The organism is Pseudomonas sp. NFX183, from assembly GCF_047943075.1.
Taxonomy (GTDB): domain Bacteria; phylum Pseudomonadota; class Gammaproteobacteria; order Pseudomonadales; family Pseudomonadaceae; genus Aquipseudomonas.
In genome coordinates this window covers 4,672,781-4,693,193 of the sequence record NZ_CP181333.1, presented here as the reverse complement: position 1 = coordinate 4,693,193, position 20,413 = coordinate 4,672,781, and the positions used below count along the sequence as shown (strand labels likewise).

Here is a 20,413-nt window from a genome sequence, read left to right as displayed (position 1 = left end):
CCCGCGAGCAACTAATTGCCTGCGCCGAATTAGTACAGTTGCACTAATAGCCGAAATCATTAGTGCGCAGGCCCTGATATATGAAAGAACTTCCAGGTGATCATTTATGCCAGCGATCCCAAGTAGTCGTGACCCTGTTGAAACCCCGGGCACAGACGGCTCGCAGAAAAAATTCGAAACCGCGTTGAGTATGCACAACAGCTGACCGACAGGTGTCGCACCAGCGTTAGTGTGGCAAGCGGCTTTGTTATGGCGAGCAGAGTTGTTGTGGCAAGCGGGCTTGTTGTGGCGAGCGGGCTTGCCCCGCGTTGGGGCGCGAAGCGGCCCCTCCTACAAACACCGCGCTCTTTCAGGCAAACCGCGTAGCCGGTTTTGGGGCCGCTGCGCAGCCCAACGCGGGGCAAGCCCGCTCGCCACTGCAAGCCCGCTCGCCACAACGGGCCCGCTCGCCGCAACAGGCCTGCTTGCCACGACGAGCCCGCGCCTACAGTTTTAGGCTTGCGGCGTACAGCTAATCGCACTCAGGTCCAGGTGCCCGTCCTTCAGCGGTGGGCACCAGTAGTACCCGCCCGTCAACGGCTTACTGATGCGATACAGCCCATCCACTATCCCGTCTTCCAGCCCGCTCATACGCCGCAGCTGCGCTTCAAACGCATCAAAGGAATGCCCAAACGCAAGGAACATCAACCCCGCCTGACCGTTCTCGGCCCAAGGCATCGAGCGGCGCACCACGAAGGCTTCCGGGGTGAAACTTTCCTGCGCCGTGCGTTTGGTGTGCGCGGACTCGGGGGCGTCGTCCAGCTCTTCGTTATCGCCATGGCGGCGGCCGATGATGTGGTCGCGCTCTTGCGCAGGCAAAGCGGCAAAACCGTCGAGGTCGTGCTGCCACTGCTGGATCGCGGCAAAGCTGGCGCCGCTGTCGGTCATCGCGGCTTCGACCGCGGCGTCGTCGTGGGGGTTTTCAGTGCCGTCTTCATAGTCGGTCAAATCGAAGCCGGTCTTGTAGCGGAAACCTTCGGTCATCTGCACCAGGCGAAAGGCCGGCGCCAGGGCCTTTTCAACACTGCGGCTGCGCAACAGCAGCTCACCGCGATCCACACCATGCAGCCACACCCACAGCGCCTGCTGGGTGGAGGGGTTATGCGCCCCCGGGCCGCTGACGACAGGGAACGCGCGCAAGCCGTCAATGGTTGCGCCCAGTACAGTCACCAGCGGCTCACCCAAACCCACCACCGCGGCCGAATCCGTCAACTGCACCAGCGCGTCCAATGCGGTGGGTACGGCTGCCAGGCAATCCACGGCAAAAAACAGATGGCGTGCCTGCAAGGGCACCGGTGCGGCAAGAATGCCCGGCTGGTACTGACTCATGTGAACTCCTTCAAGAAAGCCGCGTAGTTTAACCGCCGCACGCCTGCTTTTGCTCAGGCTTTTCCAGATCAAGCGGGGTCCAGACCCAATTGCGCCTTCAACTGCGTCCAGCCCTTGGGCGTGACCCGTACCGCGCGGGAATCTTTCGAGCGGCGCAACCAACCGGCTTCGCACATCGCGCTGAGCAACTGCACGCCCAACGGCCCGGCCAAATGGTTGTAGCAGCACCGGGCAAAGCGCAGCGCCTGAGCCTCGCGACTTTGAGGTTTGAGCGCTATCGCCGACACAGGCGCAATCGCGCTGAGGCCGGATTCGCCGCCGGCACCCTCAACACCGCGCGACAAATCGGCGCAGCGCTGGGCGTGGCGCTGGCAGGGACGCTGCTGTAATGCGTCTGGCGCTTGCCACACAGCCCTTGGATGGGTGACTCTCTAGTCATGTTTTGCAACTATTCCAGGGGTAGCGACATGACCACCAGTAACCTGCTCGCCCAGCTGTTTCCGACCTGCGCCGCCGATATTCCCGAGCAATTTCGCCTGGCGGCGCCCATTGAACAGCGTGATTACCTGGTCGACGGCCAGTTGCAGGTGTGGAACGGCCCTTTGGCCCAGGTACTGAGCCCGGTGCAATTGGGCGATGAGCGCGTGCATATCGGCAGCACGCCACTGCTGGACGCCGACACCGCGCTGACCGCCCTCGACGCCGCCGTGCGCGCCTATGACCGAGGCCAGGGCGAATGGCCGACGATGCGCGTGGCCGAGCGCATCCAGCATGTGGAAGCCTTTTTGCGGCGCATGCGCGAACAGCGTGACGCGGTGGTCAAGCTGCTGATGTGGGAGATCGGCAAGAACCTCAAGGACTCGCAGAAAGAATTCGACCGCACCTGCGACTACATCACCGACACCATCAATGCCCTCAAGGAACTCGACCGCCGCAGCAGCCGCTTCGAGCTGGAACAGGACACGCTTGGGCAAATCCGCCGCGTACCGCTGGGCGTGGCGCTGTGCATGGGGCCTTACAACTACCCGCTGAACGAGACCTTCACCACGCTGATCCCGGCGCTGATCATGGGCAACACCGTGGTGTTCAAGCCGGCCAAGCTTGGCGTGCTGTTGATTCGCCCGCTGCTGGAGGCGTTCCGTGACAGCTTTCCGGCCGGGGTGATCAACGTGATCTACGGCAGTGGCCGTGAAACCGTCAGTGCGCTGATGGCCAGCGGCAAGATCGATATCTTCGCGTTCATCGGCACCAACAAGGCCGCCAGCGACTTGAAAAAGCTGCACCCCAAACCACACCGTCTGCGCGCGGCCTTGGGCCTGGACGCGAAAAACCCTGGCATCGTGCTGCCCGAGGTGGACCTGGACAATGCAGTCAACGAGGCCGTCACCGGCTCGCTGTCGTTCAATGGCCAGCGCTGCACTGCGCTGAAAACCCTGTTTGTGCACGAAGATGTCGTCGAGCGCTTTATCGAGAAATTCAACACCAAGCTGGCGACATTGAAGCCAGGCATGCCGTGGGAAGACGGCGTCTCGCTGACGCCGCTGCCGGAAGTCGGCAAGGTCGATTACCTCAACGCGCTGGTGGCCGATGCGGCGCAGCATGGCGCCAAGGTGGTGAATGCCAATGGCGCAACCAGCCGCGGTTCGTTCTTCTACCCGGCGGTGCTGTACCCGGTGAACCCGCAGATGCGCGTGTACCACGAGGAGCAGTTCGGGCCAGTGGTGCCGATCGTGCCTTATCGTGACCTGGGCACGGTGATCGACTACGTGCTGGACTCGGACTTCGGTCAACAACTGAGTATCTTCGGCACCAACGCCGTGGAGGTCGGGCGCCTGGTAGATGTGTTTGCCAACCAGGTGGGCCGTATCAACATCAACGCCCAGTGCCAGCGTGGCCCGGACACGTTCCCGTTCAACGGCCGCAAGAACTCGGCCGAGGGCACGCTGTCGGTACATGACGCGTTGCGCGTGTTCTCGATCCGCACGCTGGTGGCGACCAAGTTCCAGGAGAGCAACAAGGCACTGGTCAGCGATATCCTGCGCAACCGTGACTCAAGCTTCTTGACCACCGACTACATTTTCTAACGATGGCGCAGTTCACAATGTGGGAGCGGGCTTGCTCGCGAAGGCGCTGGATCAGTCAACGATGTTTCGACTGACACTGCGCATTCGCGAGCAAGCCCGCTCCCACCCTTTAAACCGCGTTCGCACTGACTACTGAGGCCACGTTTATACCGATGAACCTGCATTTGCCCGCGTTCGCCCGGCGCCTGCTGCGCCCCTTGCTCGACCCCTACCGCCGCTATCGCCATGCCAAGCTGATCCACGCCGTGCGCGTGTCCATCGGTTTGCTGGCCACCATTTTGCTCACCACCGGCATCAACCTGCCGCACGGCGAGTGGGCCTCGGTGACCATGCTGATCGTGATCGGCGGTTTGCAGCACCACGGCAATATCGGCAAAAAGGCTGTGGAGCGTGCTTACGGCACCTTGATCGGCGCCAGCGTCGGCTTGTTGCTGGTGGTGCAACAGGCCTATTTCGGCCAGCCGCTGCTGACTTATCTGTTGATGTCGGTGGTGTGCGGGTTCTTTTCGTATCACGCCATCGGCAAGGGCGGTTACATCGCGCTGTTGTCGGCGATCACGGTGTTTATCGTGGCGGGGCACGGGGATAATCCGATATCCGACGGCTTGTGGCGCACCGTCGACATTCTGATCGGCATCGTCTTGGCGCTGGCGTTCTCCTTCGCCCTGCCGTTGTACGCGGTGTACTCGTGGCGCTACAACCTGGCCAGCGCGTTGCGTGACTGCGCGCAAATCTATAGCCGAATCATCAGCGGCCAGTCGGTCACCGATGATGAACACTTGAAGCTGCTCAACCGCTTGAATGCGGCAATGCTGCAGTTGCGCTCGCTGATGCCGTCGGTGTCCAAGGAAGTGCGCATCTCCATGACCGAACTGGATGCGATCCAACGGCATCTGCGCATGTGCATCAGCACCCTGGAGATTCTCGGCAATACCCGGCCCGACCCGCGCGACGAACAGACGATGGCGCGGATGCAGGTGATGTTGAAGGCGGAGCACCGGCAGATTCGGGTGCAGTTAGTGGGCATGGCGCGGGCATTGAAGCTGGGGTTTACCGAGCGGCTGGAACGGCCTGCCACGCATGCAACGGATGACGAGGCGCTGGAAGCGCCGGTACAGAATGCGCTGGACGGGTATCGGTTGTTGACGTTGCAACTGGCGGCGAATGTGGATGCCATGCGCCAGCGGTTGGCCAAGACGGCGAGTCACTGGAAGATTTGACGAGAATGCAAAAGGGACAGCGTACGGTTAAGTAGCGCTGTCCCGACGCACGCTCAAGCATGACGGATGATCAGGTCAGACGGGTGATGCGCACCGAATTGACGATAAAGTCATTGCCACCCTCCGCACCACTGCCGCCCCCTTTGGCCTGGTAGTTATAAAGCACAACTTCCGCACCGCCCATACTGCCGACAAACTCGGCATCCAGCACATACCATTGCTGCCGAGGTATGGAGACTGGGCCTTTGAGGGTTTGCCCAGCCACAAATATAGCCAGGAGCGGGTCGTTATAACCCGACTGATTATAAATAGTTGCATCAACCCGATAACGGTGAGCGCTATTGAAATTACGCACCGCATTGAACAAGACACCCGCGTTCGATGCCGGCCAGAGTGCGGTGACAACTTGAAAGCCTGTGCCTGACATGTAACCACCCGCCGCACCTGCACCGGCACTCCAGGGTCCATAGCTTCCACCCGGAAAGTTGGATACAGCGTCAGTCCACGAATCGTTAATTATGTAGCTCGCTGTTGGAAACACTACGGCTCGCCATTTGTCCGTGCCGCCATCGTAGGCCACTCGAGTCTCAATCTGAAACCTGGAGTTCCTCGGCAGCGCCGTCAAAACATTACGCAGCACTGCCTGATTCACCAGGCCATTTATCGCATCGTGAGTCGTGACCACATAATCCGTCAGCACCTCCTGCGATCGCCCCTCTCCCGTCAACGTCATCCATACACGCTGGCCTGCTTTACTTAACGGCCATTGACTCAACGCCAACTGAGCATTGCCCGCGAAGTTGTTCAAGTCGATGACCGTTCCATTGGCTTGATGATTAATTGTGGGTGTCGGCAACAGGGCTGGCGCAATTGCACCGACTGTGACGGTTTGAACGGTTGACTGAGCTGTTCTTCCACCCCGTTGAATCGAATACTGCAACTGCACCCGGCTATTGACACTGTTATGCAGCACTTGAGCCGCCGTCAGATCGAACACTACGGTGCCACTCGCATGACCACTCAGGGTTGTTTGATATTGACTGCCATCCTGATAAATCCAACTCAGTGTGATGCTGTCCGTGGCGAGCATGCCAGGGTATTTAACTGTCACGCCGGTGTTGTATTGAATGGCCAACGGGTCAACTGTCGTCGCTTGCGCAGTGTTTGAAGCGCCGTTGAGTGTTGGGTAGGGCAACACATCGGGAGTCGGTGTGCCTACCACCCTGACCACAGTGGTGCCCGACCGTCCCAGTGGCGAGCCCGTGCCGGTTTGCCACTCGAACCTTAGGCTGACCGTGGCATCCGTCAGCGCGCTGAGCACGTCGTTGCCGATAGGAACGGTCTCCCCTCGCAGGTTTCTGTCGGTGACCGCCGGCAAACGAAGCGTACGGGTTGACTCGCCATACTCGGTCACCTGGGTGATCACCACTGTGAGCACAACGCGGTTGCTCGGGCTCGGTGTCGGCGTCTTGCGCGGCAATGCGACCAGCGCCGCAAACCGTGCCGCGCTGAACTGGTCCAGATCGACGACGGAGGCTTCGACTTCGTTGACCGTGAAGATCGGCGGATCAAGCAGGCTGGGGTCCAGTTCGCTGTTGAGGATGTAGGGTCGGGAATAGGCGTACTTCTCGCCGGAGGTGTTGTTCACCACATCGCGCACCATAAATTGCACACCCACCGGGCCGTACGGGTTGCCCGCCTGGATAACCGAAGGGCTGATGAAAACCCTGATCGGCCCCAGCCCGGCAGCCTCGTCGGGGCTGACCACATGGTCAATGGTCGTGGCGCCATAGGCGACGGTGATGGTGTCGTTCTTGCGGATGTTTTCGTACTTGGTAATCAGGCACCACAGCCCGCTTGTGATATTGGTCGGATTAAGGATCGCACCCGCCGGGAACCCCTCAACCGACAGGATCAAGCCTCTGTGGAATTGTTCGGATGCCCAGAACGTGAGGCCACCGGGACGCTTGGTCTTCACCAGGTAAGTTTCAGGCATGGAGCGCAGTAATTGCCCGCTGGCAGCGCGCTTTACCTGGCCGAACACCGGGAATTCGCCTTCCGGAATTTTGGTCTTGGGGATGGACAGGTTGTAGCGATCAGTCACTTTGGTGACGATGGCCGAGGCCACCGCAATGCTCGAGTCCCGCCAGTAGATCGCGTAAAGATCGTTGACCGTGGCCGCGTACCAGTTCTCGAAGGTAAAGAGCGCATTGGGGTCGGTTTCGCGCTGACCCAGCCCCCACTTCGCGGTTTCCGGGTACAGGGCCTCAGCCAGTGAAACAGACGGATAGACCGAATACGGCGGCGGTGAGAGTTCTTCAGTGGGGGTGGTCATGGCCATCACCTTGCTGGGTTGGGACGCGCGCAAATGGCGCGACGGGCAAGGTCGATGAAGCGCTTGGGACAGGCATCGAATCTACTGTCAGAACTGACAGTAGCGACAAATGGTAGGGCCCGTTTCACGGCGTCAGCGAGCCGCCAGGCTGGCAAGTCGTTGCAAGCGTTAACGAAAAAGGGACAGCCTGCGTTGACGCAGTGCTGTCCCATGCACGTCCTGTGTGTGTTACGTGAGGCACTAAAGACCTTAAACCGGGACGAAACTCACACTGTCCGAGCCGTTATTGACAACCAGTGCTACACCGGCGGCGGGCGAGAAGGCTATGTTTGCAGCGTTGCTGAACCCGGTGAGGCGTTTAGTAACCTGGTTTGTGTTGGTGTTGATGATGTACACCGAATCGCGATTGGACCCAATGCCGCCAGGGCCCACGCCGCCCACCCAGAGTTCCGGAGCATTCGGGTTTCGCGTGATGCCCCACGCCCAATTGATACCCGTGATTTTCTGGATGATGACGTTACTCATAAGGTCCACAACCAGGACGCCATCAACGTCACTGACATAGGCGTAGCGCGCCGGCGTGCCCGCACTGAAGGCAATTTGCACGGGCCGATTGGTACCGCTGATTCTCGCCACGAGCGCATTGCGGGTACCGGCGCTGAGGATATCCAACACCGAGGCTGAAGCGACGAGCACCTGTGTTTGTTCCGGGTTGACCGCCACGCCGAACGGGTTCACCCCAACGGAGACCCGACCCAGAACGGCGCCCGAGGCGGCATCATGGACCGACACGAAGGAATTTCGGGTGCAGGCAACAAACAATCGCGAGCCATCCGCCATAATGGCGAGCCCCGAAAGGTCGTTGCCGCCCGCGATCTGAACTGTCGAAAGGATCCTGTACGTGGAGGTATCAATGACGGTGTAACTTGACCCATCAAAATTGCCCACATACAGACGCCGGTTGTCTGGACTGAGCACCGACAGGAACGCCGAGTTCACATTAAAGAGGGTGTAAATGACTTTACGCGCCTTGATATCAATCACTGAAACCGAATGGCTAAACTGACAGGTTACAAAAGCCCGCAGCCCATCGCTGGTGATACTGATCCCGTGGGGGGCCATCCCGACGTCAACCGTCTCGGTCAACCCGCCGCCCTGGGCTTGAAACGTCAGCTCCTGAATAGCCGAAGATTGTGTCTTGGTCCCCGTCGTCACCTCATAAGACAGCTTGATGAGCTGGCCTGGGCTTTGCGCGAGGATTTGGGCGCTGATGGAAAACAGCACCAGGCCGCTGCTGACCCCGGCCTGCACAGGAATACTGGCGACAGTACCATCGGCAAAGGTCCATTTGAGCCTGATGATCTGCGCCTCAGTCATGCCCTGATACGCCACGGCCACAACGGCGCCACTCGGATAGTTGCTGGCGAGGACAATCTGGGGCCCCGTTTTGTTATCGAAAGCAGGCGCCAGCAGCCGCAACGCTGGCGTACCGACCACTTGAACCACACTGGTGCCCGAGCGATTGAGCACCACTCCCCCAGCGGTTTGCCACTCAAAGCTAAGGCTGATCTTGGCCTCCATCAACGAGCTGAATACGCCGTTGCCGATGGGAATGCTCTCGCCCCGCAGGTTTCTGTCGGTCACCGCCGGCAAGCGAATTGTTCGGGTTGACTCGCCGTACTCGGTAACCTGGGTGATCACCAATATGAGCACCACACGGTTGCTCGGGCTCGGCGTCGGCGTCTTGCGCGGCAAGGTGACCAGCGCCGCGAAATGTGCCGCGCTGGACAGATCCAGATCAACGACGGAGGCTTCGACGTCGTTGACCGTGAAGATCGGCGGGTCCAGCAGGTTGGGGTCCAGTTCACTGTTGAGGATGTAGGGCCGGGAATAGGCGTACTTCTCGCCGGAGGTGTTGTTCACCACATCGCGCACCATAAACTGCACGCCTACCGCGCCGTACAGGTTGCCCGCCTGGATAACCGACGGGCTGATAAAAACCCGGATCGGCCCCGGCCCGGCGGCCTCGTCGGGGCTGACAACATGGTCGATGGTCGTGGCGCCGTAGGCGACGGTGATGGTGTCGTTCTTGCGGATGTTTTCGTACTTGGTAATCAGGCACCACAACCCGCCGGTAATGTTGCCGGGATTAAGGATCGAACCCGCCGGGAACCCCTCAACCGACAGGATCAAGCCTCTGTGGAATTGCTCCGCAGCCCAGAACGTGAGACCTCCGGGACGCTTGGTTTTGACCAGGTAGGTTTCAGGAAGGGAGCGCACCAATTGACCGCTGGCAGCGCGCGTGACCTGCCCGAACACCGGGAATTCACCTTCCGGAATCTTGGTCTTGGGGATGGCCAGGTTGTAGCGATCAGCCACCTTGGTGACGACAGCCGAGGCCACCGCAATACTCGAATCGCGCCAGTAAATCGCGTAAAGATCGTTGACGGTGGCCGCGTACCAGTTCTCGAAGGTAAAGAGCGCGTAGGGGTCGGTTTCGCGCTGGCCCAGACCCCAGGTCGCGGTTTCCGGGTAAAGCGCCTCAGCCAATCGGACAGCAGGGTAGACCGAATAAGGGGGTGGAGACAGTTCTTCAGTGGGAGTGGTCATGGCCATACCTTGCTGGTTTAGCGCGCTGAAACGGCGCGACGGGCAAGGTGAATGAGGCGCTTGGGGCACTCATCGAATCTACTGTCAGAACTGACAGTGGCGACGAATGGTAGGCTTGCAGGAAAAATCCGACAGGCAACAACAGGATCGACAATCTGTTGTTACCCACCCATTTTCTTACATTTTTTTCACGATTTATTCACATCCGCAGACGTAGGGTGAAGCCTCATCCGTTACAAACGTTGCACATCAAGCCCGCCGCCCCAGCGGGCTTTTTTTTGCCCTGAATAAAGGCTTATCGCGCTGCCTTGGTCGCGGGCGCAACCGCTTGTTCACGAATGGCGCGCTGGGTATCCAGCACCTTCGCCAACGCGGTTTCAGCCTCAGCGCTTTGCTGCGGCACACGAATCGCGGCCGACACCAGGGTGATCAACTTGGCCATTACCTCGGCGTCCGTGGCCGGGCGGCCCAGACTCATGGAGTTCATCAGCAGGCGCAGTTCCGTCCCCGCCATCACCCCGGAAATCGCCTTGAGGGCAAATTGCAGGCGCACGCCAAGCTCATTGCGGGGCAGGTCCGGCAAGGCCAGCGCAAACGCTTCGAAAAAACGCTGAAACACCGGCTGGTAATGAACCTTGAGGTATTCCTGGATAAACGGCGAGGTGTCGCTGTAAACCCGACCCAGGAAGCGAATGAATGAGCGCCCTTCCCCGCTGGCCGGGTCACTGCGCTCCAGGCCCATGGCTGGGGCGAACAGCACGCCAAGCAAGGTATCGCAATCGAGGGGCCCATCGGATTCGGCTTCACAGCGCGCGAGCAGTTCCAGGCGCTGCTCGTTGAGCGGCTCCAGGCGCTGCATCAGCAGGGTTTTCATCAGGGAATCCTTGTCCCCGAAGTGGTAGTTCACGGCGGCCAGGTTCACCTGGGCGCGCTCTGTAATCTGCCGGAGCAGAACGGCGTCGTAGCCGTACTTGATGAAGAGAGCCTCTGTCGCATCCAGCAGTCGAGTCTTGGTAACGTTTGGAGCGCTGAGTTTCTTCGCGACCATAGGAGTTCCACGGGGGAAATATTGTTTTAAAAAATAATTTGATTTTTTATACCGGGGCGGCCCTTCGAAAGCAAGTACTGACACTGCGCTATCCATCTAAAAGCCTGTATAACCGGGACTTCTGCGACTCGCCGAAGGGATCGCGAGTCACCTGAACGCTTGCGCGATAAAATCGTTTCAAAGGGTAAAACCGCTCTACATCCATGGCTGGCGAAGCGCATGGAACGCGGTTACTATTCAAACAATATTTTAAAAACAAGAAATAAAACCAGTCCGTGACGCGTACCAGGCAGCTCCCGAACTTGTTACAAGGATTTACCGGGCGCAAGCGGCACCGTCGAGACTGCAGGCGTAGTCATGATGACAGAGACCCCCGCGCAACCAGGCTTGATCTCCCTGCAAGGCATCGGCAAACGCTATCAGCTTGCCGGCCAGGAACTGAACATCCTCAATGATGTGTGCCTGTCCATCGCCAGCGGCGACAGTTGCGGCATTCTCGGCGCCTCCGGCTCCGGCAAAAGTACCCTGCTCAATATCCTCGGCCTGCTGGATTTGCCCAACTGCGGCCAGTACCACTTCGCCGGCCACGATATTTTCAGCGCCAGCCCCGATGAGCTGGCGGCAATCCGCAACCAGCAGATCGGTTTCGTGTTCCAGAGCTTCAACCTGCTGCCGCGCCTCAGTGCCCTGGACAACGTCGCCCTGCCCTTGAGTTACCGCGGCGTGTCGCGCCACGAGTCGGTGGAACAGGCGTTGCGTATGCTGGAACAGGTCGGCCTGGCCGAGCGCGCCCACCATCGCCCCGCCGACCTCTCCGGCGGCCAGCGTCAACGCGTGGCAATTGCGCGTGCGCTGGTCGGCAAACCCTCGGTGATTCTTGCCGACGAACCCACCGGCAACCTCGACAGCACCACGGCCCAGGAGATCATGGATCTGCTTCTGGGCCTCAACCGCGAGCAGCAAGTAACACTGATCATCGTCACCCATGACCCGCATATCGCCGAACGCCTGGAGCGCAAGATCCTGGTGCGCAATGGCGTGGTGCATGAGGCCGGGCGCCTATGAGCTTGCGGGTCGAGCAGAGCCTGAGCCAACTGCTGCACGAAGCGTTCGTGAGCCTGCGCACCCTGGGCAAGCGCTCGGTCCTGGCGCTGCTGGGCATCGTCATCGGCAGTTCATCGGTGGTGGCCTTGATCAATATCGGCCATAACGCGGCGGTGGATGCCGCGATGATTTTCAAGGACATGGGCACCGACACCCTGGTCGCCCAGTTTCCGCCCAAAGGCAACAGCAGCGCCCCGATGCGCGCCAGCCTCGACCTTGAGGCCGTGCGCGACACCGTGCCGGGCATTGCCCATATCGGTGCTCTCAGTGTGTTCGGTGGCCCCATCGTGTTCCACGGCCGCACGGCTAACGCCAACCTGGTCGGCACCACAGCCGATATCAAGGACGCCATGCGCCTGGTGGTGCGCGACGGGCGATTTCTTTCGCCCTTCGACGCCAGTGAAACCTACGCCGTGATCGGCGACCAGCTCGCTCAGGCCCTGGGTATGCCGGGTGATCCGCTGAAACCGGGCGACCGCATACGCATCAACGACTACCTGTTTCTGGTAGTGGGCATCCTGCACAACCAGGCCCGCGCCATGCTCATGCCAGTGCAGGCCAACGAATCGCTGTTCATCCCCGCCGAAGGCATGCGCCGCATCTACCCGACGCCGCAGATCGGCAACGTGATTATCCGCGCCACGCCAGGCCAGGACATGGAGCGCATCGCCCGCGACGCCTCCAGCGCCTTGAAACGCCAACTCACCGACCACGATGTCGACATCCAGGTGCCCCAGCAAATGATCGATGGCATGACCCGTCAGAGCCGCACGTTCGCCTATTTGTTGCTGGCGCTGGGTGCGATCTCGCTGGTAGGCGGCGGCGTCGGTGTGATGAACGTGATGCTGATGAATGTCTCGGAGCGCCGCCGTGAGATCGGTATCCGCATGGCCCTGGGTGCGCGTCAGCGTGATATCCGCAACCTGTTCCTGCTCGAAGCCGTGACCCTGACGGCCGTCGGTGCACTTTGCGGCGCGGTGCTGGGCATGAGCGCCGCCTGGCTCTACGCCTGGCTGTCGGGCTGGGCGTTTGCCCTGGCCGCCGCCGCGCTGCCCCTCGGGGTGGGCAGTACGTTGCTGGTGGGCTTGTTCTTTGGCATCTACCCGGCGGTGTCCGCCTCGCGGCTGCAGCCGGTGGAGGCCTTGCGTGATGAATAAATGGCCGCTGTTACTGCTGATCGCAAGCCTGCCGGCCATGGCTGGCGACGTGGTGATCAACCCGTCCGCCCCCAGCAGCACCCGCAGCGGTTACGAGCGCGGTGTGTCGTTGAATGCCCAGGTCACCACCCTGACCCTGGGTGATGCGGTGTACCTGGGCTTGCGCAACAACCCGGCGATCCGCAGCGCGTACCTGCAACGGGTGGCGCAGAAGTTCGACCTGCGCGTGGCCGAAGATGTGTTCAACCCCAAGCTCACGCTCAACAGTTATTACCGCCAAAGTCGCGGCACCGCCGATAACTCACGCAATGCCAACCTGGCCCCGAACGCCACCTTGCTCGGCGAATACGGCACGCGGCTGAGCATGGCCTGGACCCAGCAACTGAACAACGCCGATCGCGCCGGCCGCTACCGCAGTGACGGCCTCGACCTGGCGCTCATCCAGCCGCTGGCGCGCGGCGCCGGCTGGGACGCCACCACCGCGCCGTTGCGCCTGTCGCGCCTGTCGGAACAGGCCAATCGGCTCAACCTCAAGGCTACCGTGGCGCAGACCATCAGCCAGATCATCGCCACCTACCGCGAACTGCTGCGCGCCCAGGAGCAGTTGAGCATCGTCCAGGATGCGCTCAAACGCTCCAACACGCTGCTGGAGGTGAACAAGGCATTGATCAGCGCAGGCCGCATGGCCGAGTTCGAAATCGTGCAGACCGAAGCCGACATCGCCACCCAACAACTCGGCGTCGAAGAAGCGCAGAACCAGCTCGATACCAGCCGCCTGGCCCTGCTGCGCCTGTTGGCGCTGGACCTGTCGACGCCCATCCGCGCCAGCGAGGCGCTGGAGGCCAGGCCGATGACCATCGACAAGCGCCAGGCCTTCAACCTGGCGCTGACCCAGCAGCCGGAATACCTCGCCGCCTTGCTGGGCAGCCAGCAGGCCGACCTCAACCTGGTGATCGCCAAGGATTCCGGGCGCTGGCAGGTCGACCTGGTGGCCGGGGCCAACCAGATCCGCGATGCCTACAGCAACAACGACAACGGCAATGGCATCGGCAACGGCAACGGCAACAACCGCACGTGGAACAGCTACGCTGGCGTGCAGGTGCAAATCCCCATCGGTGACATCAGCACGCGACAGGCCGAGGTGCGCGCGCGGGTCAACGTAGAGGACCAGGAGATCCGTATCACCGATGCGCGTCAGGAGCTGGAACGCAACGTCAATGACGTGGTGCGCGACCTCGGCACCCGCTGGCGCCAATATGAAATCTCCCAGCGCGCTGTTGAGCTGTCGCGGCGCAAGATCGAAATCGAACGGGAAAAACTCAGTGCCGGGCGCTCCACCAACTTTCAGGTGTTGAGTTTCGAGACCGACCTGCGCAACGCCGAGAACGCGCAGCTCAATGCACTGATCGCTTATTTGAACGCCCAGACCCAGCTCGACCTGACGCTGGGCATGACGCTGGAAAGTTGGGAAATCGCCCTCAATGACTACTGATAAAAAACGCCTGCTGGGCGCTGTATTGGTCGTGCTGCTGACCGGCGCAGGCATTGCCGTGCTCAGCCATCGCAGTGACGCCGGGCAAGCCCAGACGGCCGAGCAGTGGCTGGCGGTGAAACCCGACGCACTCGTGCACCAGATCGGCCTGGTGGGCAAGATCGAACCCGAGTCCACCGTCACCCTGACGGCGCCGTTCGACGGCAACGTGCTGGACAACCTGGTCGAGCAAGGCCAGCGTGTCGACGCCGGCCAGGTGCTGCTGCGCATGGACCCGGCGACCCTCGAAGTGCAGCTGCGCGACGCGTTGTCCGCCCAGCTCAAGGCCCGGCGCACCGTGCAAGAGATGCAAGACTGGGACAGCAGCCCCGCCGTCAGCCGTGCGCGCCGCAGCCTGCGCACCGCCGAAATGACCGCCGGCAACACCCAGCGCAAACTCACCGAAAGCGAAAACCTGTTCAAGCGCGGCATCATTCCGCGCAACGAACTGGACGACCTCAAACAACAGACTCAACAGCAGCAACTGGACCTCGCCTCGGCCCGCAGTGAACTGCAGCAGGCGCAGAGCCAGGGCCAGGGCGAATACAAGCAGATCGCCGACATGGAACTGACCAATGCCACGGTCAAGTACGACGCCCTGCACAAACTGCTCGATGGCAAGGAGGTCAAGGCGCCGTTCTCCGGCATCGTGGTGCCCGCCCCCGGCAGCACTACGTCGACGCCAGGCGGTGGCAACAATAACGCGCCGGTACAGGCCGGCAGCAAAGTCAGCCAGGGCCAGGTGCTGTTCGGCCTGGCGAACATCGAACGGCTGAAAATCGTCGCCAAGGTGTCGGAGCTGGACATCAACCAACTGCACCAAGGCCAGGCGGTGGAAGTGATGGGCGATGGCTTCGACGGTGAGCGGCTGACCGGCTCCGTGAGTGTGGTCAGTGGCTTGGCGATTGCCAGCGACAGCCAGGGCAGCGCGCAGTTTCCGGTGACGTTGTCGATTCCCAAACTGACACCGCAGCAATTGCAACGCGTGCGACTGGGCATGAGTGCGCGATTGACCATCGTCACCTACAACAACGCGCAGGCGATTGTGGTTCCCAGCCAGGCGATCAACCGCGCTGACATGACCGTGGAGTACCGCGCGACGATGGATCAACCGGTGGAACGGGTGAAGGTCACCACCGGGCAGTCGACCGCGCAGGGGGTGGAAGTGTTTGGCCTCAAGCCTGGTTTCGTGAAGATTGGAAGTTGAAACGCCGATCAACTGTGGGAGCGGGCTTGTCGGATCGCCGCACCGCTGCGATGGCATCAACTGCTTATGCCTGATGTACCGAGTTGCCTGCATCGCAGGCAAGCCAGCTCCCACAGAAAAGCAGAGCACAGAAGTCTGCCGGCTGAACTCGCTCCCACATTAGATATTTGTCAGCTTCAACGCCAACGCCTTGGCCTGAATCGCCACGTCGGTCACCGCTGTGCTTTCCCACCACATCCCGCGCAACGGCGGGCCCATGGCGAACAGGCGCCGGCTGACATTGCCCTCGGCATCCAGCACAGCGCCCGACACGTCCGCCGCAATCCCCAACGCCAATGGCCCGGGCTGGATCAACCCACGCTTGAGCAACTGCTGGGGCAACGGCCGGGCCACGCGGCGCCAGTCGTACTCAATGCCACTGGAATTGATCAACGCCGCCCCCGACACCTGCGTCACCTCCTGCTCGCCGCGACGACGCACGCGGACAGTCACACCGCCGTCCGAGGCCACCAGGCCCTTGAACAACGCTGCGTGAACCCGCAACCGCCCTTCGTCCTGCAACCGTGCCACCAATTGCGCGCTCAACGGCGGCGAACGGTGATGATGACTTTCCCACCACGGCCGTACATGGCGCACGAACTGGCGTTTTTCGACGTCGCTGGCCTGGCTCCACAAACGGGCAACATGCGCGCGCACGGTGTCCAGCGGCGCCTGCCAATCGATGCCTTGCTGCAGCGCACGGCGGCATTGGCGGCGCACCTCGCGCAGCAATTGCCTCGGGCTGCGCAGGCGATGGTCCTCGGCGAGAAAATCCACCCAGCCCGGGGGCTGGCGCCGTACATGCGGCAGCAGCCCGTGGCGCGAAAAAATCTCGATCGGGCCACGATGGCCGGCCTGCTCCAGCGACACCACGGCGTCCACCATGGTCAGCCCGGAGCCGATGATCAGTACCGTCGATTGCGGGTCGATCAGGGTCATCGCCTGCACATCCCACGGGTCGACGGCTGCCGCGTTCAAGCCGCTGGAGTCGGTCTGCGGCGTACGCGCTGCGGGAAACATGCCGGTGGCCAATACCGCGAAGGCGCCGCGCAGTTGCTGGCCGTTATCAAGTGTCAGCACTGTGGCGCTCTCATCCATGTGCAGGTCGATGACCTCGCCACGCACATGCTCCACCGTCGAAGCCGACAACGCCTTGGCTTCGGCCAGCCGCTGCTGCGCGTACAGCCCAAAGATCCCGCGCGGCGGGAACAGCTCACTGATCGGCACCGCTTGCTGGTGCGCCTGCGGCCACCCACCGGCGCCGATGTAGTCGGTGAGCCATTGAGTCAGGTCGTCGGCGTTATCCGGGTCGACGCTCATGCGCGCGGCGTTGCCGTTCAAGGTGTGGCCCAGCTCGACCGCGCTGTAGGCCTCGCCACGGCCCAGTTCGGCGCGGGGCTCAATCACCAGGATGCGACGCTGCCCAGGCAGGCGCAGCAATTGCACGGCCAACATCGTGCCGCTCAGGCCGCCGCCGATGATCAAGACATCAGCGTTGCGGGTGGATTCAGTCATGCACATCGCCCTTACTGTTTACCCAGATAAATATCGTGCAAATCGCCGCGCGCCCGCAGTTCAGCGGCGCTGCCACCCAAGACCACCCGCCCAGTATCCAGCACGTAGCCCTGGGACGCATAGGTGAGCGCAACGTTGATGTTCTGCTCGGCGATCAAAAAGCTCACCTGCTGCTCACGGTTGAGCTGGGCGATGATCGCGAAAATTTCCTGCACGATCATCGGTGCCAGGCCCATCGACGGCTCGTCGAGCAGCACCAGGGTGGGCCGCGTCATCAACGCGCGGCCGATGGCAACCATCTGCTGTTCGCCGCCGGAGGTCAGCCCGGCACGCGTGTGGCGCTTGGTCTTGAGGCGTGGAAACCAGGCGTAGATGCGTTCCATGTCATGCTCCATAGCCTTGCGGCTCAGGCGCCGCACAAAGCCGCCACTGCGCAGATTGTCTTCGACCGTCAGCTGGCCGAACACATGCCGGCCCTCCAACACATGGACCATGCCCTCACGCACGCGCTGGCTGGGGTCGATGCCGGCAAGGTCGCGGCCGGCGTATTCAATCACGCCCCGGCTGACCTCGGCCCGTTCGGCACGCACCAGCCCCGAGATCGCCTTGAGCGTGGTGCTTTTGCCCGCGCCATTGGCGCCGAGCAAGGCAACGATGGCGCCCTTGGGCACGCTCAAGGACACCCCGGCCACCGCCAGGATTGCGCCGTCATAGATCACTTCGATGTCATCGACCGTCAACAGCGCTTGGCTGGCGGACTCGGCGGCGGGTTGGCTCATGAGTTATTCATCTCCGGTGCAGGTGCGCGGCGTCAGGCCTTTTTCCTTGGCGAACGCGGCGGATTTTTCGTCGATCAATGGGCGCAGCAACGCGCGGTCGGCGGCGATCCAGTCGCTGATCAGCGTCCAGTTGGCGCCGTCCCATTGCTGCACCCGCGCCGAACCGCCGCCTTCATGGTCGCGGCACGACAATTTGAGGTTCTGCATCAGGCCCAGGTAGCCCATGTCCTTCAAGCGCGCGTCGTCGATGTTCAAGTGTTCCAGGCCCCAACGGCCTTCTTCGCCGTTGAGCGGGCGCTTGCCGAATTTGGCCTGGCCGGTGCGGATCGCTTCCACGGCCACGGCGGCGTTCACCAGGCCGGAGTTGTAGTAGACGCTGCCGAAGTTTTTCAGGTCCTTGAGGTCACTGTGGCCCTTGTCGAGGACGTACTGCTTGAGGCGTTTGTGGATCTCGAAGTCGGCACCGGCCGGGTATGGCGTCAGCGCCAGATAGCCTTTGGCGGACGCGCCGGCAGGCAGCACGTCTTCGCTGGAGCTGGCCCAGATATCGCCGATGATATGGTCGACCGGGAAGCCAAAACGTGCGGCGGTTTTCACCGCTACCGGCGTGGAGACGCCCCAGGTGCGCAGGAACACCCAGTCCGGGTTCGCCTGACGGACCTGGCGCCATTGCGCCGACTGTTCATTGCCCGGATCGGCCACCGGAATCTGGATATTTTCAAAGCCGTATTTCTCTGCCAGCAACTTCAGCGGGCCAAGGGTTTCGCGCCCATAGGCCGAGTCGTGATAGACCGTGGCGATCTTCTTGCCCTTGAGTTTGTCGAAACCGCCTTCGCGCTGGGCGATGTAGTTCACCAGGGTTGAGGCTTCGCTGTAAAAGGTCAGCATCACCGGGAAGTTGTACGGGAACACCGTGCCGTCGGTGGCTTCGGTACGGCCGTAACCGAGGGTGATCAGCGGGATCTTGTCCACCTCGGCACGCTCACTCAGCGCGTACGCCGCCGGGGCGCCATTGGGTTGATAGACCGCGACCGGCGCGCCATCCAGGCCATTCTTGAAGCGCTCGTAGCACTCGATGCCCTTCTCCGCCGTCCACTCGGTTTCGCATTCCTGCCACACCAGTTTCACGCCATTGATGCCGCCTTCGACCTCGTTGATATAACGCAGGTAGTCGATCATCCCGGCCCACACCTGCACGCCGCTGGAGGCGTACGCGCCCACACGGTAGGTGGCCAGGGGAATGAATTGCTGGTCGGGCGAGGCCGTCGCCTGGGGCACAGCGCCCGCCAAGGCGGCCAGCGCAAAGGCGGCGCCGACCAGGGAACGTTTCAAGGTTGCACGCATATTGGATTCTCTTGAGGGAATGTTAGAAGCGCAGCGGCCACTGCCGCAGACGGTCACGCAGGTTGTGCAACAGACGAATCAACCCCTCGGGTTCCTTGATCAGGAACACGATGATCAACACGCCAAAGATGATTTTTTGCAGGTTCTGCAATTGCCCCGCATCCACCGAGCCGCCGAACAAGGCCTGCCCGGCATGGCTGAGCAAAATCGGCAGCAGGCTGATAAACGCCGCGCCGACGAAGTTGCCGGCAATGCTGCCCATGCCGCCGATAATGATGATGAACAGGATCTGGAACGAGCGGTTGATATCAAAGCTGCTGGCACTGGCCGTGCCCAAGTAAGCGAAGGCCCACAGTGCACCGGCAATGCCTAAGTAGAACGAACTGACGGCGAACGCCAGGCGCTTGTAACGCACCACCGGGATACCGACCACGGCGGCGGCGGTGTCCATGTCGCGGATCGCCATCCAGTTGCGGCCGACCTGGCTGCGCACCAGGTTGACGGCGGTCCAGGTCAGCAGCAACACCGTGACCAGCGTCAGCAGGTAACGCCCCAGCGGCGTGTTGAGGTCATGGCCGAACAGCGCCAGTTGCGGCGCAGAAATGGTGCCAGAGGAGCCGTAGTTGTAGAACCAGGGGAATTTGACGAACAGCCACTCCAGGAAAAACTGCGCGGCCAAGGTGGTGACCATCAGGTAAAAACCCTTGATCCGCGAACTGGGCAGGCCGAACAACAGCCCCACCAATGCGCTGATCACCCCACCACCGAGCAGCGCCACCGGCAAACCGAGCGCCGGCAGACGCAGCAAAAACCCGTAGGTGGCGAACGCGCCGACGGCCATGAAACCGGCCGCGCCCACCGAGGTTTGCCCGGTGTAGCCGGTGAGCAGGTTCAAGCCCAGCCCGGCCAGCGACAGCACCAGAAACGGGACGAGGATCGCATTGAGCCAATAGTCATTGCCCCACAGCGGCACGACAACAAAGGCCAGCGCCAACAGGCCGATCAGGCCCCAGGGCACGCGTCGCTGGATCAACACCAACGGTGCGGTTTGTTGAACGACAGGAATCGACAT

General features: G+C 61.5%; 15 protein-coding genes. 6 read left to right on the top strand and 9 right to left on the bottom strand.

All coding sequences use genetic code 11. From position 1 onward, the window contains the following. Positions 1–492 precede the first annotated feature (492 nt). Positions 493–1,368: a Dyp-type peroxidase gene (locus ACM530_RS21930; RefSeq protein WP_416363150.1), complete on the bottom strand. Its 876-nt coding sequence runs from the start codon at positions 1,366–1,368 to the stop codon at positions 493–495. 68 nt (positions 1,369–1,436) lie between these two features. Beyond that, positions 1,437–1,712 (bottom strand): hypothetical protein, encoded by a 276-nt coding sequence (locus ACM530_RS21925; RefSeq protein WP_416363149.1) that lies wholly within the window; start codon positions 1,710–1,712, stop codon positions 1,437–1,439. 123 nt (positions 1,713–1,835) lie between these two features. On the opposite strand from ACM530_RS21925, the gene ACM530_RS21920 reads away from it, so the two are divergent. Both ACM530_RS21920 and ACM530_RS21915 read left to right on the top strand, forming a co-directional pair. Further along, entirely contained in the window at positions 1,836–3,452 is a 1,617-nt protein-coding gene (locus ACM530_RS21920) for an NADP-dependent glyceraldehyde-3-phosphate dehydrogenase (protein ID WP_416363148.1), read from the top strand. A gap of 158 nt (positions 3,453–3,610) precedes the next feature. After that, positions 3,611–4,672, top strand: a complete 1,062-nt coding sequence (locus ACM530_RS21915; RefSeq protein ID WP_416365112.1) for an FUSC family protein — start codon at positions 3,611–3,613, stop codon at positions 4,670–4,672. Between the two features lie 70 nt (positions 4,673–4,742). Here ACM530_RS21915 and ACM530_RS21910 read toward each other — a convergent pair whose 3' ends face one another. From ACM530_RS21910 to ACM530_RS21900, 3 genes are all read right to left on the bottom strand, one after another. Beyond that, positions 4,743–7,007, bottom strand: coding sequence for a hypothetical protein (locus tag ACM530_RS21910; protein WP_416363147.1), 2,265 nt, complete (start codon positions 7,005–7,007; stop codon positions 4,743–4,745). 249 nt (positions 7,008–7,256) lie between these two features. After that, on the bottom strand, positions 7,257–9,617 hold the full coding sequence (locus tag ACM530_RS21905) for a YncE family protein (RefSeq protein ID WP_416363146.1): 2,361 nt from the start codon (positions 9,615–9,617) through the stop codon (positions 7,257–7,259). Between the two features lie 295 nt (positions 9,618–9,912). Continuing rightward, positions 9,913–10,665, bottom strand: coding sequence for a TetR/AcrR family transcriptional regulator (locus ACM530_RS21900; RefSeq protein WP_145164059.1), 753 nt, complete (start codon positions 10,663–10,665; stop codon positions 9,913–9,915). Between the two features lie 357 nt (positions 10,666–11,022). On the opposite strand from ACM530_RS21900, the gene ACM530_RS21895 reads away from it, so the two are divergent. Genes ACM530_RS21895 through ACM530_RS21880 form a run of 4 tightly spaced genes read left to right on the top strand, consistent with a single transcriptional unit; the run spans position 11,023 to position 15,664 of the window. Next, entirely contained in the window at positions 11,023–11,730 is a 708-nt protein-coding gene (locus ACM530_RS21895; RefSeq protein ID WP_416363145.1) for an ABC transporter ATP-binding protein, read from the top strand. Continuing rightward, positions 11,727–12,926, top strand: coding sequence for an ABC transporter permease (locus ACM530_RS21890; protein ID WP_145164055.1), 1,200 nt, complete (start codon positions 11,727–11,729; stop codon positions 12,924–12,926). The genes ACM530_RS21895 and ACM530_RS21890 overlap by 4 nt, the downstream gene beginning before the upstream one ends. Beyond that, positions 12,919–14,418, top strand: a complete 1,500-nt coding sequence (locus ACM530_RS21885) for a TolC family protein (RefSeq protein ID WP_416363144.1) — start codon at positions 12,919–12,921, stop codon at positions 14,416–14,418. Before ACM530_RS21890 ends, ACM530_RS21885 begins: the two co-directional genes overlap by 8 nt. Continuing rightward, entirely contained in the window at positions 14,408–15,664 is a 1,257-nt protein-coding gene (locus ACM530_RS21880) for an efflux RND transporter periplasmic adaptor subunit (RefSeq protein WP_416363143.1), read from the top strand. Before ACM530_RS21885 ends, ACM530_RS21880 begins: the two co-directional genes overlap by 11 nt. Before the next feature lie 159 nt (positions 15,665–15,823). Here the strand turns inward: ACM530_RS21880 and ACM530_RS21875 are convergent, their stop codons facing one another. The 4 genes from ACM530_RS21875 to ACM530_RS21860 are packed head-to-tail and all read right to left on the bottom strand — an operon-like array spanning position 15,824 to position 20,413. Then, on the bottom strand, positions 15,824–17,218 hold the full coding sequence (locus ACM530_RS21875; RefSeq protein ID WP_416363142.1) for an FAD/NAD(P)-binding protein: 1,395 nt from the start codon (positions 17,216–17,218) through the stop codon (positions 15,824–15,826). Between the two features lie 11 nt (positions 17,219–17,229). Beyond that, positions 17,230–17,997, bottom strand: a complete 768-nt coding sequence (locus tag ACM530_RS21870; protein WP_416363141.1) for an ABC transporter ATP-binding protein — start codon at positions 17,995–17,997, stop codon at positions 17,230–17,232. A gap of 3 nt (positions 17,998–18,000) precedes the next feature. Next, positions 18,001–19,341: an ABC transporter substrate-binding protein gene (locus tag ACM530_RS21865; protein ID WP_262209162.1), complete on the bottom strand. Its 1,341-nt coding sequence runs from the start codon at positions 19,339–19,341 to the stop codon at positions 18,001–18,003. Between the two features lie 22 nt (positions 19,342–19,363). Beyond that, complete coding sequence (locus ACM530_RS21860; protein WP_262209161.1) at positions 19,364–20,413, bottom strand: branched-chain amino acid ABC transporter permease; 1,050 nt, start codon at positions 20,411–20,413, stop codon at positions 19,364–19,366.

Coding starts and splice junctions, on each gene's coding strand:
- ACM530_RS21930 (WP_416363150.1), bottom strand. CDS start 1,368: ATGAGTCAGTACCAGCCGGGCATTCTTGCCGCACCGGTGCCCTTGCAG.
- ACM530_RS21920 (WP_416363148.1), top strand. CDS start 1,836: ATGACCACCAGTAACCTGCTCGCCCAGCTGTTTCCGACCTGCGCCGCC.
- ACM530_RS21910 (WP_416363147.1), bottom strand. CDS start 7,007: ATGACCACCCCCACTGAAGAACTCTCACCGCCGCCGTATTCGGTCTAT.
- ACM530_RS21905 (WP_416363146.1), bottom strand. CDS start 9,617: ATGACCACTCCCACTGAAGAACTGTCTCCACCCCCTTATTCGGTCTAC.
- ACM530_RS21900 (WP_145164059.1), bottom strand. CDS start 10,665: ATGGTCGCGAAGAAACTCAGCGCTCCAAACGTTACCAAGACTCGACTG.
- ACM530_RS21895 (WP_416363145.1), top strand. CDS start 11,023: ATGATGACAGAGACCCCCGCGCAACCAGGCTTGATCTCCCTGCAAGGC.
- ACM530_RS21890 (WP_145164055.1), top strand. CDS start 11,727: ATGAGCTTGCGGGTCGAGCAGAGCCTGAGCCAACTGCTGCACGAAGCG.
- ACM530_RS21885 (WP_416363144.1), top strand. CDS start 12,919: ATGAATAAATGGCCGCTGTTACTGCTGATCGCAAGCCTGCCGGCCATG.
- ACM530_RS21880 (WP_416363143.1), top strand. CDS start 14,408: ATGACTACTGATAAAAAACGCCTGCTGGGCGCTGTATTGGTCGTGCTG.
- ACM530_RS21875 (WP_416363142.1), bottom strand. CDS start 17,218: ATGACTGAATCCACCCGCAACGCTGATGTCTTGATCATCGGCGGCGGC.
- ACM530_RS21870 (WP_416363141.1), bottom strand. CDS start 17,997: ATGAGCCAACCCGCCGCCGAGTCCGCCAGCCAAGCGCTGTTGACGGTC.
- ACM530_RS21865 (WP_262209162.1), bottom strand. CDS start 19,341: ATGCGTGCAACCTTGAAACGTTCCCTGGTCGGCGCCGCCTTTGCGCTG.
- ACM530_RS21860 (WP_262209161.1), bottom strand. CDS start 20,413: ATGTCGATTCCTGTCGTTCAACAAACCGCACCGTTGGTGTTGATCCAG.